Genomic DNA, 12,311 nt, shown 5'->3' with positions numbered 1-12,311 from the left:
ATTATTGTATCACATCCGATAGACATAATCCAGTTGTTTTTACCATTCCATTAACTGGTAAATATGTTTGAATATCGTATATATTTATGATACTATTGAAGAAAATAAAACAGCTGAATCCGCTATATTTACTGCATTTTCCCAATCTAATCCGGGCGGAAATTCATATTTTATAGAAAGGAACTATACAATTGGACATTGACTATTTTAAAGAAACATTTCAGTTTTCGCCTGAGAGCGATTCTCCTCTGTATGAGCAGCTTGCCTCCTATATTAAGATACAAATCCAGGCAGGTGTCCTGAAGCCCGGAGATCAGATGATCACAGAGACAAACCTTTGCAACATATTGAATATCAGTCGGACTACGGTCCGCCAGTGCATGGACAGGCTTGTGGATGAGGGCCTCCTTGTCCGTTACAGAGGACGGGGCTCTTTTATTGCAGATCCCAAGATGAAACGAAATATCAACTATCTATACAATTTTACCGAGAATATGAGGGAACTTGGAGCGGTTCCCGCCTCTGTTGTCATCAAGAGCGAAGTGGTTGAGGCAGATCAGTATATCCGCGACCAGCTCAAACTGCCGCCGACACAGAATAAGGTATTTAAGCTTTACCGGCTGCGCTGTGCGAACAATGAGCCAATCTTATTTGAGAAGGCTTTTATTCCCTATTATCTCTGCGAACGGATTGAATTCTTTGATTTTTCAACCGTATCCCTGTACAAGGTGCTGAGTGAGCGCTACGCACTGAATCTCTACCGTGCAACGGAGACAATTGAAGCAATCATTATCAATAAGGATGAGGCTGATCTGCTGAAATGTGCAGCAAAAGTGCCCGGCTATAAGATTCAGCGTATCTCTTATCTGGATTCAGGATTTGTATTCGAGTTCACCACTTCTATCACCCGGGCCGATAAGTGCGTATTTCAACTGGAACTGTACCGCAACACATCCGCCAGCAAAAGCCCGATTGACATCCGCCGACAGGTAACGCTGTCATAATATTTTTTCGTCTGCACCGTTCTGTCCGTTACACATACCGCTCTGCGGCAGCGGCCAGGATGATACATATTCCCCCTATATCTGGATTAGTTCAGATATAGGGGGGGATGTTTTTTCTTATTGGTCAGCCATTTCTTCCATATTGGTGGAAAGGCCGAAGCTGTGTATGGTATTCCTGATTTTTTCTACATAGTCTTCCTCATGGGGCTTTACATCCTGCATGGAGTAATCCAGCCCGCAGGAAATGTATTTTCCGCTTCCATACTGATGGAATGGAAGGATGTCGTAATGGCGGATTCCATTTTTCTGAATAATCTCGATGATGTCCAAAATATCCTGTTCCCGATCGTTTACTCCCGGTATCATCGGAGTCCTGATGAAAATGCCTTTTGTTTGTCCCGCAAGCCACTCCAGATTCCTTAGAATTTGTTGATTGTCTGCACCTGTCCAGGTTTTGTGGACCTGGCTGTCTGCAGATTTAATGTCGTATAGAAATAAATCCGTGTAAGGCAGCACTTTTTCCAGGTTTTCTTTTGGCACGCATCCGGTCGTCTCCACGGCCGTATGAATCCCGCGGCTGCGGCATAGTTTTAACAGGGATTCTGCAAAGTCCGCCTGCAGCAGCGGTTCCCCCCCTGACAGGGTGATCCCGCCCTTACTTCTTTTATAAAATGACTCGTCTTTTAAGACCTCTTCGAACACCTCTTTTGGCGTCATCCATTTTCCCTTTACGGTAAGAGCCTTTGTAGGGCACTTTGCCACCCAGTCCAGATGTTCGTTTCCGCACCTGTCCCAATGAATCTGCAGACCATTTTCCGCCGTAATTTGCCCGTCCGGACAGTGATTTACGCAATTCAGGCAGCCAATACATCTGGAGGATGCATAGAATAACTGCGGATGCACCTGCCAGGATTCCGGATTGGAGCACCACCTGCAGCGCAGCGGGCAGCCCTTTAAAAAGACCACTGTGCGGATCCCCGGGCCATCGTGGATACTGTATCTTTGAATATCAAATATATTTCCCTGCATTCTTTTCCTCCCTCTATACACACTGCATGGTTCTGCTGATGATTTCATCCTGTATGTCTTTGTCCAGTTCCACGAAAAATGCACTGTATCCTGCTACGCGTACAACGAGGTTTCTGTGGCGGTCGGGATTCTGCTGTGCATCTTTGAGCTTATCCGGGGTCAGGATGTTGAACTGAATATGCATGCCTCCCATGGCGAAATACGTCCGGATCAGGTCGATGAGTTTTTGCCTTTCTTCTTTTGTCCTGAGAATCGTAGGCATGAATTTCATGTTAAAGTTCACACCGTTGATCGCGCTCCCGTGATCCACTCTGGCTACAGACTTAACCGCAGCGGTCGGACCGCAGATATCCATGCCGTGTTTCGGAGAAATGCCGCCGTCCCCCAGCGGAGTCCCCGCCTCTCTGCCGCTTGGAAGTGCGCAGACCTGGCGGCCCAACGGTGTGTTTGAGGAGAGGCAGAACAGACCGGGACGGTAGATCGCACCGTAGGGAGACCGATGGCCTTTGACGCTCTCGCAGTACTGTTTTCCCACATATGCTGTCATCTCGTCTGCTTCGGGGATGTCGTTTCCATATTTCGGTATCTGGTTGATGAGACGGTATTTCAGGATTTCCTGCCCCTCAAAATTATGCCTTAATGCATCAAGAAGCTGGGACGGGGCCATTTCCTTTTTGTCAAATATCAGCGTTTTTATAGCCATGAGAGAATCTCCCACATCCGCAATTCCGACACCCTGCACGCCTGCATAGTCGTATTTTGCCCCGCCCTGCGTACAGTCTCTGCCTTTTTCCAGGCAGCCTTCCAGCAGCATGGAGCAGTATATATGCTGCCCGTACCGTGCGTGCAGCAGTTCGATGGAGTTAAGCGAGCTGATCATCATGTCAACAAAATAATTTACTTGTATCTCATATGCTTTCTTAAGCTCATCAAAAGTCTCAAACTCTTCAAATTTTCCGGTTGCCGGCCCCATCTGTTCTCCCGACATCTGGCATACCCCGTTAAATAACGCAAGCTCCAGACATTTGGCAAGGTTGAAGTAACATGCATTGGTCCTGCCCATGGTATTGCCCTGTCCTGTCGGTTCCACACACCCTACGATTGCGTAGTTTCTGGCATCCTCCAGGGATACGCCGTCCTTCATCAGGCCGTCTATGATTAAGTCATCGTTAAAAAATGGAAGCTTTCCGCCTTCATTTTCCACTAGGATCTGCAGTACACGGTTTAAAAATTTATCCGGATTCTTCTGTGAAATGCGGATGCTGGTGTTGGGTTCCGAATTGAATACCGTCTGTTCTGCATCCAGGCAGACATAGGTAAAATCGTTGACCGCATTTTCCCCATTCTTATCGACACCGCCCAGCACCACGTTGATCGTAGTGGCGAATCCGCCGTTATTTCTGGCACTCATGTAGGTTCCCGCTTTAATGACATCGCTGCTCTTTACCCACAATGCCTCCAGAAGCTCCCGCGCTTCTTCTTTGACCATGATGCCATTTTCCAGGTCATTCTTATAGTAAGGGTAGAACATCTGATCCACCCGGCCTCCTGATATAGCGGATCCATTCTGGCCGCAGTAATCAATCAGAAGCGTAAACCAATATGACTGGAGCGCCTCATAATATGTCCGCGCCGGCTCATAAGGAACATGCCTGCAATTGGAGGCGATGAGAAGCAGCTCCTGTTTTCTGCGCTTATTACCTTCCTCTGCTGCCATCTGTTCTGCCAGGTCCGCATAACGGTTCTGAAAGATTCTTATCCCTTCGCATACAATCAGGACTGCTTTATAGAAATGAGTCTTATCTGTAAACTCAGGATCCAGAATGTCCAGACTTTCCAAGTAATCTTTTGCTTCTTCCTCTACTTTTCGGAACCCATGGCTGATGATTTTCTGAATATCCGGCAGGTAATGACCATATCCGCTGCGCGCGCGGCTCAGTGGATTGAATACACGGTAGGGGGAGTCGAGCACCTTCATGATCCGCTCGTCGATGTAGTGCCTGGATAGGTCTCCTATGGACTTATTCTCCCAGTACGGGTATATTTCCGTCAAAAGAGCCGCCTTATCCGCCTCCGTAATCTGCAGTGTGTCTACCTTTCTGGTGGGCATCCTGTCCAGTTCCTCCTTGCTGAATCCTCCGAATTCCGGAAAGAGAGGGGCACAACGGGGTTTGGAACCATGATTTCCTACGATCAGCTCTTCGTCCTCTATAAAGATTGTCATATTCTCAAGAAGGTCTTTCAGGCCTATAGCCCTGCGGATAATGTAAGGCATTCCTTCTGTACTGCGGTAGCTCTGCGTAATAAGGCGGGCCCGCTCGATACAGATCTCCGGTTTTACATTTCTCATGGCTTGATTTAGTTTCTCTGTTCTGTTTTCCCTGGTGAGGCCTGAAGGGAGAAGTTTCTTATTTATGCTCATAACTTTGCTCCTTTCTGTTATGGATTATGAAATAAGTTGCTGCCTTTACAAGATTATCTTAGCATAGAGGGTACGCAAATCAATTGGGCGCGGAGGGGTTTTTGGGGGAATTTATTCGGAAACGAACATTTTAGAAAGATAATTTTCGAAAGAGATATGATAAAAGGGATCAGACCCTTCTGCAAAGGGAGCAGCCCCCTCTGCAGAAGGGTCTGACCCCTTTGCACTTATTTACCTGTTATCAACATGTACTGCCCAGTTCTGCTCCCCATCATCCCGAATCTGTATACTGGGGAAGCTCTGAATATACTGTTTAAACTGAGAATATCCATAATCTCTGACTTTGAAATCGCCGAACCGGTTTCTGATTCTGTTCCCCAGCGTGCCTAAGGATACGCCCTGGGCCCCGGCGTTTTGAACAAGCATGATGATATACTCTTGCAGCATCTCCTGCCTGCTTTTATCTTCATATAGCGTGACGGTAACCTGGGTGCCATCCTGTTTCAGCTTTAGTTTTGGAAATGTCTCCAGAAACTTTGACAGCAGGCTGTACCCGTAGCGCCGGACGTCAAAATCAGGATACAGTTTGACCAGACGGCTGCCAACCTCACCAAGGCCGGTCTCCTTATCATTGTTCTGATTTTCAGTTATGATCTTGACGACCGCCTCTTCTATCTGATTCTTGGATACCACATCCGTGCTGCTCTTCTTGCAGTCTTTCCCGGTGGCATGTACTGTATTCTTCTCTTCCTTTTCTATGGTGTTATCTTCCAGCAGCAATTCCAACACGGTAAAGATATCACAGGCTTTTCTAAAAGGCGCCGGCGTTTTATCTTCTCCCATTCCTATGACAGTCTTGCCGCTTTCTCTGAGGCGGCTGGCCAGTTTTGTAAAGTCACTGTCACTGGATACCAGGCAGAACCCTTCCAGCTCGCTTGTATACAGCATATCCATCGCATCTATAATCATCGCGGAATCGGTTGCATTTTTCCCGTGCGTATAACTGAACTGCTGGATCGGAGTAATGGAATTCTGCAGCAGTTCCTCTTTCCAGCTTGAATTATACGTGCTGGTCCAGTCTCCGTAGATTCTTTTATAAGTTACGTTTCCATACTTGGACAATTCATCCAGTATCGGCTTTATATATTTTGCGGAAACATTATCCGCGTCAATCAGCAATGCATATTTGTCTTCCATATCCGGTATACCTCTCCATTCATATCTTTCCATTGAAATAATTTATTTTCATATATCATATAACTATGCACTGAATCCTTCTTTGGAATAGAAACAGAGCCCGGATTCATATAAATATATGTTTCATGTTCCTCACAGGCCGGAACGTGGGTATGTCCATTCAGCAGAATATCGCCTGCTTTAAGCGCCGGCAGATGTTCTGGATTGAAGTTGTGCCCATGCGTGGCGAAAAGGGTCTGTCCATCCAGTTCCAGCAGGCAGTATTCCGCCATAACCGGAAACTCCAGCACCATCTGGTCTACCTCTGTATCACAGTTTCCCCTGACACAGAGCAGGTGTTCCTTCATAGGGTTCAGCAATGCAATCACCTGCTTGGGAGCGTACTCCTTCGGCAGGTCATTGCGCGGCCCGTGATACAGGATGTCTCCCAAAAGAAGCAGCCTGTCCGCCCTTTCTCTTTCGTAAGCCTCCAGCATCTGCCTGCAGTAAAAGGCAGATCCGTGAATATCCGATGCAATCATCAATCTCATCTCTGCAGCTCCTTTCCTTGCAAAGGGGTCTGACCCCTTTGCGCCCTTTATGCATTCCCGCTTGGTATGAAAGGCCGGATGGATGCCGCCACGCTGGATATCGGCATCGTCTGCAGCCAGATCTTGCCCGGGCCGGTCAGTACGGTGTTAAACAGCCCTTCACCGCCCAGCAGCTTATTCTTGATCCCCGGAACCTGCTGTATATCAATCTGCACGCCGGCTTCAAATCCGGCTACATTGCCGGTATCCACAACGATCTGCTGTCCGGGCCCCAGCTGATATTCGACCAGTTCCCCGTCAATCTCTACAAACGCCATGCCTGAACCTGAAAGCCGCTGCATGATAAAACCTTCCCCGCCGAAAAATCCTGCCCCCATTTTTTTGTTAAAATGTATGGACAGCTGAATTCCTGCCTCCGACGCAAGAAATGCACTTTTCTGTACAATCATCTCTCTGCCCGGCCTGATCTCAAACGGAAGTATCCGCCCCGGAAAACTGGAACCAAACGCAATCATCCCTGCCCCCTGTGCAGTATATATATTTTGGAACATACTTTCGCCGGAAAATGCTTTTGAGAACATTTTCCCCAGGCCTCCGCCTGCAGTATCCATTTGCATATTTGGACTCATCCATACCATGGAGCCTTTTTCAGTAATCATCTGCTCCCCATTTTCAAGTTCACATACAACCACGGGAAATGCCCCGCCTTTTATTTCATATTTCATACTTACCTCCTTTTTATTTTGAGTACTCTCGGAAGCTCTTGTGCACAGCGCACGGTCTGAGCATTCCTCATTTTCGCCTGCGTTTTTCCGCGCAGGCCTCACATCAGAAAGCATTCCTGCTCGACAGCCACCCTCTTCTCCATGATAGCATCTATCAGGCCCTGCAGTTCCGGTATTTTAGTGTTTTTCAGCTTCTGCAGCGTCTTTGCGGCAATCGGTTCTCCCCATGCCAGATAACGTTCATATGTCTCCACGTCCATCATAAGCGGCCGCACATCCGGGAAAATATTTTTCTTAATATATTCAAAAATCTTAACTCCGCCGTAATCCAAATCCCCGCTGTGATAAAACTGTACGCCTTTTCCCTCCAGCACGGCCCAAAGCCGCTGCAAAAATCTTTTTTCCCGCGGCGAAAAATAACCGTGGCTGAAGATGTATAAGGTTCCTTCCTGATATGGAGCCGATACGAAATTCGCCTTGTTTTCAATGGTCACTACGCGTTTTATCTCCGGCTGCTCACTCAGGATCACGGCATTTTTCAATGTCTCGCTGTTCAAAACCGTCCCGTAGATATAATCTCCCAGGTTAATATCAGAACATTTTGAGCCCTGCACAATCCCAATACACAGAGCCCCCTTTAGAGACATTTCCTGGGAATACTCCTCTATATAGAGCTGGGAGAGTACTTCCTTATCGTCCATCTCTTCCACCACATCCCCGCAATACTCCCGGGCCTTTGCTATGATATGGGGTTCCGCATTATTTTCAAAAGTCTTCGAATTCATAAGATATTTACTGCTGAAAATCCGTTTGAACACAGGCTCCTTCAGTTCATCGATTCCCCGGAAACAGGGCAGGTATACTTCCCGTTTGTCCAGCATCTTCGGAATATTTCCCCGCCCCAGCTGCTCCAGAAGATCCCGGTAGTACCGGCAGATCCACTCCGTCTTAAGCCCTTCCAGTTCCCGCTCTAACAGTTCGCAGTACGTCCGGATCTGCTTCCATTTCGGCTGCCGCCCGGGCTGTGCTTCCATCAGAACCGCATAAAACCTGTCCAGATCCTCCAGCCGGTAGTGAATCCGCTCGATATCACTCCCCCGGGTCAGCCACTTGATCCGGACCATCCCCGCCCGCTCCAGCTCCTCCGCCTCCGACACCAGAGCCGTCTTCCCGCATGCATCATACTCCTGCTGGTCAATCCGCAAAGACTTCCCGCCCGTGGCCCCCAGCCGCCAGTCATTACGACTGTTCTCACATTTCTCAATAATTCTTTCTACAAGATACACAATATCACGCCTCCCTAAGGGAAAAACACATCTTCGTTATCCTATTAACTGAACATTCTGAAAACGGTCCGCAAAGGGGTCTGACCCCTATTCTTCCTCCACCAGTTCCCCAAATTCTGTCCGCTCGAATTCCTGTATAGATATATGCTTTTTATTCGGATTCGCATATACAAATGTCTTATCCACATTCTCCAGGTAGTTCTGTATCTTATCATTCGTAGCACTGATGATAGCCTGGAAGCCTAATCCACGAATAAGCGAAATGCAGCTTGCCACTTTCTCCGCATCCATCTTTGAAAATGCCTCATCCAGCACCACCAGCCGAATCGTAGGATTCCGATGTATCTTGGGCGACAGGTTAATCCGGTATACCTGGGCGAAACTGGCGAGCAGTGCCACATACAAGGGGTTCTGCCCCTCGCCTCCTGAGTTTTTCTTGATCATCTTACTGAGGCCGATGGTCATGTCTTTTTCGCCCTGCACGATCTGCTGCATGTCAAAGGACAGATAGGTACGGTAATCGGCATACTTGTCCATGTTCTTCTTGGCCTCTTCCAGTTCCTCCCTTGTGGCATTCTCGGGCGGAATGAAGATGTTGATCAGCTCGTTCATCATATCCCCGTACTGATCCTCGTGCTCCATGGTGAACATATTCAGCTGGTTCTCCATGGCATGGGTAAGCTGGGACGGATTGATCTTCAGTGAATCATCCATGAACATCCTGTAGTATTTTCCGTCCGGTCCCTTGTTCTTTGTAATCACAAACTGGTATTTATCCTTTCCGAAATCCAGCCTGCTGATTATGCGGTTCAGCTCATCCTTGCGCTGGTAGGCTTCCCGGATTGCACTGCGGATCTTGAAAATGAAGTCGTCCTTGAAATGTTCTACCGCCGACCGCGCCTGCTCCCTGGCCGCTTCTTTGTAGCCTTCCAGATCGTCGCATTCCAGGCTCTCCAGCAGCCTGTCATAAGGGCCGTTGTCCTTAATACTGGCTGAGAATGTCCGGTTCGGGTATCTCTGCGTGTAGCTGCTCCGGATATCCACCAGCTCCTGGTAAGCCCGTTCCTTCTTCTCCTCCAGCGGCGTCCGGTCCCCCAGCCGCTGCCTTCTGAGATAGTCGTAGTTCACGGAACGCCTGCCCTCCATAAACTGAGCAAACAGCGCCTCTAACTCCGCATCCTCTTTGAAGTACCGCTCCCGATCCGCAAGCTGGGCATGCATCTCCAGGCTGTCGGACTTACATTTACTGATAAACTCCTTATTCTTCCAGATCTCCTCCTGGGCCGTCCGGATCTGCATCTTCTTTTCTTCCTGCCGCCGCATCAGCTCAAGCTTCTCGGCCTCCCACGCAGACACAGATTCTTCCCGGAGCGTACGCATCTTCTCCGTCAGCTGCTTCTTTTGCCGCTCCTTCCCCGGAATCTTCCCCACATCGTCCAGCCATTCCATGTATTCGGAAACCGGCTGCAGCAGGCCCTCGAACTGCCCAATCTTACGGAATTGCTCCAGCATCTCCTGCAGGGGCATCCGCTCCTCCTGCAGCGTCCGGCACTTCTCTTCCAGCTGGCGGATGCGCTGCCGCATACTCGTTTCACCAATGTAAGCCCTTCTGGTGTAGTTCTCCGGATTCATGTGCTGCAGACGGTAGCTGTGGTACAAGACACAGTCCGGCGTCACGCCCACGCGGCACCTGCGCAGCTCCTTCACACTCTCACATTTCATCACATTCCCGAGGAAAAAATCAATATATGCCTTCACATGCGCCTCCCGCGCAGTCACTTCCCCTGCCAGCGCTCCGGGCCGTACCGAATGTTCCTCCTCCAGAACCTTCTCCGTATCCAGCACCGCGGCGCGGAAGAACTTTTTCTTATCCATCTGCTGGTAAATGTCCATAGCAGCCTTTGCATACTGCGGCTCCACCACCAGAAGCAGCTTATTATTCCCCAGATATCCTTCCACGGCATTGTGCCACCGCTCATCCCGGATATCCAGCAGATCCGCCAGAATCTGTACATTCACAAACTTCCCGCAGCGCTCGTGCAGCCGGTTGCGCAGCTCATATCTGGCCTCCTCAAGCTCCTTCGGGTATGCCTTGCGCCCCTGCCTGAGTTCTTTTAGTTCCTCCCGGGCCTCATGCTCTTCCTTTTTAATCTTCCTAAGCCGGGAATCGGTCTCACGCCGCTCCTCCTCCAGCTCCTCCCGAAGCGCGGCCAGGCTCTCCTTCAGCCGTTCCAGCTCCCCTTCGGTAATACTCCCCTTTCCAAATTTCTCGATATCCCATAAAACCTGGTTGGGCGCCGCGTCACAGCCGGTCCAGTCCTTCAGCCGCCCCGCGGTCTGCTCCCACTTTACCTTACTGCTGCTCAGGCGCTCCAGCGCCTCATTCACGCTCAGCAGCTCCGTTTCCAGCCCGGAATAGCCGCTGTTGCTGATCCGTAGCAGCACGTCCTCATATTCCTTCTGAATCCGGGCAGCATCTTCCTCCCGCCGCCGCTGCATCGTCTCCTGCCGGCTGATCTCCTCCTCGCGGCCCCCGATTTTGTCCGACAACTCCTGAATCTTCGCCCGCAGTAAAAGCATCTCCAGCTTATCGATCTGATACGTACAGGACTCGGCTTCCCTGCGGCGCTCCCTGTACTGTCCATAACTTTCCCGGATCTCCTTCAGCCGCCGGATCTCCTCCAGCGTCTCTTCAATCTTATTGCGCATCCGCCCGTACTGCATAACACTCTCCTGCAGATCCTCGATGTGGATATCCTGCTCCATGCAGATATATTCCTTCACAAAATCTTCCAGCTTAATGTTCATGCGAAACGGTATCGCCCGTTTAAAAAGCCTGGGGAACTTCTCCATATCCAGCCCGCCTAAGTAGATATCATAGAGCTGTCTGCGGAAACGCTCGTTGCTGGGGCCGCAGTAATGCTGCTCCGGCGGAAATACCCGCTGCAGATACTCCCGTATTTCCCCGGTTGTCAGGCAGCGCTTATCCGCCCGGTAACCATTCTCCAGAAGCCCGCCCGTATGCCAGAAAAACAGCCTGCCGATCTCATTGGTGGCAGTCTCTACATCAAAAACAACACCCACACATTGCTTTTCATGGGTATTGGTCTGCTCCAGTTCTAACACAATGGTACTGGAAAAATTATGGTTCCGCAGATACTGAGATTCATTATTTTCACTGATATTCACCATACCACGGAGGTACTCGATCAACGTCCGGTCCGAATCATCCGCTGCAGCCTTATTAAAAAATCCCCGCCCGTCCGTATTGGCATACAGCACAATCTGCAGGGCGTCGATCACCGTAGACTTCCCGCTGCCGGAATGGCCGGTGAAAAAATTAATCCCCTCATTCAGCGTCAATATCTTCCTGTCTATATAATGCCAGTTATTCAGGCAGATCTTTGATAGTGCCTTGAATGGCTGTTTCGTCTCCAATGTTGTCCTCCTCGTGAAATGTTTTCAGCAGTTCCCGGATATCCTCTCCCATCAGCACCGCATTAATACACGGATAGATGATCAGCCTGGTGTGTTCGTTCAGTTCCTCCAGCATATCCAGCGGCTCAATGATCTGATATTTCTTCAGAAGGGAGATCGTCCTTCGCATCTCCGTAGGCGACGGAATCCCCTTAAGAACACGGAAGTCCCCGGCCTTTCCGTTGAGCGCCCCCATAGTCGTCACGATATGGCTGCTGGAAGAAACCTCCGCCATCTGTTCATCATAAAGAAGCTTCAGCACCAGCAGATATATCGTGGCAAGCCTGGGCATCTTCTCACCCCAGAGCGCCTCCCCCTGGATATAGATCAGCCCCATATGGGCATTCTCCTGAAGCGTAATCCCCGCCACCTGAAAATACGCTCTCAAAAATTCCAAATGCTTACTGCATGTCCGGTACTCCTTCACATAGGCCAGCCTTCCCGCCCGCCTGTCATACTTCCGCTCCAGAAGAAACGTCTGCCTGTACAGAAGCTGAATCACATCCGTCAGCGCCTCCTGCTCCTCCTGCATCAGCTGTTCATAATACTCTATCATAGAAACACTGCTCCTCACTTTTTTGATGCCATTCATCCTGCAAAGGGGTCTGACCCCTTTGAGGCTCCTTTGAGATTCTGTTAAG

At 49.5% G+C, this 12,311-nt stretch carries 9 protein-coding genes; 1 reads left to right on the top strand and 8 read right to left on the bottom strand.

Features of this window, described 5'->3' with window-relative positions:
* The first annotated feature begins 191 nt into the window (after positions 1–191).
* On the top strand, positions 192–1,004 hold the full coding sequence (locus tag BN1938_RS03920; RefSeq protein WP_050639348.1) for a GntR family transcriptional regulator: 813 nt from the start codon (positions 192–194) through the stop codon (positions 1,002–1,004).
* 117 nt (positions 1,005–1,121) lie between these two features.
* Here BN1938_RS03920 and BN1938_RS03915 read toward each other — a convergent pair whose 3' ends face one another.
* The 8 genes from BN1938_RS03915 to BN1938_RS03880 form a co-directional block, all read right to left on the bottom strand.
* Positions 1,122–2,033 (bottom strand): glycyl-radical enzyme activating protein, encoded by a 912-nt coding sequence (locus BN1938_RS03915; protein ID WP_050639347.1) that lies wholly within the window; start codon positions 2,031–2,033, stop codon positions 1,122–1,124.
* 13 nt (positions 2,034–2,046) lie between these two features.
* A complete protein-coding gene (locus BN1938_RS03910) occupies positions 2,047–4,455 on the bottom strand; it encodes a glycyl radical protein (RefSeq protein ID WP_050639346.1) in 2,409 nt (802 codons plus the stop codon).
* 231 nt (positions 4,456–4,686) lie between these two features.
* A complete protein-coding gene (locus BN1938_RS03905) occupies positions 4,687–5,652 on the bottom strand; it encodes an NYN domain-containing protein (protein WP_050639345.1) in 966 nt (321 codons plus the stop codon).
* A complete protein-coding gene (gene yfcE, locus BN1938_RS03900; protein WP_050639344.1) occupies positions 5,628–6,182 on the bottom strand; it encodes a phosphodiesterase in 555 nt (184 codons plus the stop codon). The genes BN1938_RS03905 and yfcE overlap by 25 nt, the downstream gene beginning before the upstream one ends.
* Before the next feature lie 47 nt (positions 6,183–6,229).
* On the bottom strand, positions 6,230–6,907 hold the full coding sequence (locus BN1938_RS03895; protein WP_050639509.1) for a TIGR00266 family protein: 678 nt from the start codon (positions 6,905–6,907) through the stop codon (positions 6,230–6,232).
* Between the two features lie 98 nt (positions 6,908–7,005).
* Positions 7,006–8,193, bottom strand: coding sequence for a Wadjet anti-phage system protein JetD domain-containing protein (locus BN1938_RS03890; protein WP_050639343.1), 1,188 nt, complete (start codon positions 8,191–8,193; stop codon positions 7,006–7,008).
* Between the two features lie 87 nt (positions 8,194–8,280).
* Entirely contained in the window at positions 8,281–11,631 is a 3,351-nt protein-coding gene (locus BN1938_RS03885; protein WP_050639342.1) for an ATP-binding protein, read from the bottom strand.
* Entirely contained in the window at positions 11,582–12,226 is a 645-nt protein-coding gene (locus BN1938_RS03880) for a DUF4194 domain-containing protein (protein WP_050639341.1), read from the bottom strand. The genes BN1938_RS03885 and BN1938_RS03880 overlap by 50 nt, the downstream gene beginning before the upstream one ends.
* Positions 12,227–12,311: the final 85 nt, after the last annotated feature.

Origin of the sequence: Eubacterium sp. SB2 (assembly GCF_001244405.1) — a bacterium.
In the GTDB taxonomy this organism is placed as follows: domain Bacteria; phylum Bacillota; class Clostridia; order Lachnospirales; family Lachnospiraceae; genus Faecalicatena; species Faecalicatena contortus_B.
The sequence above is the reverse complement of the archived record's forward strand: the minus strand, read 5'-3'. Positions and strand labels throughout refer to the sequence as shown.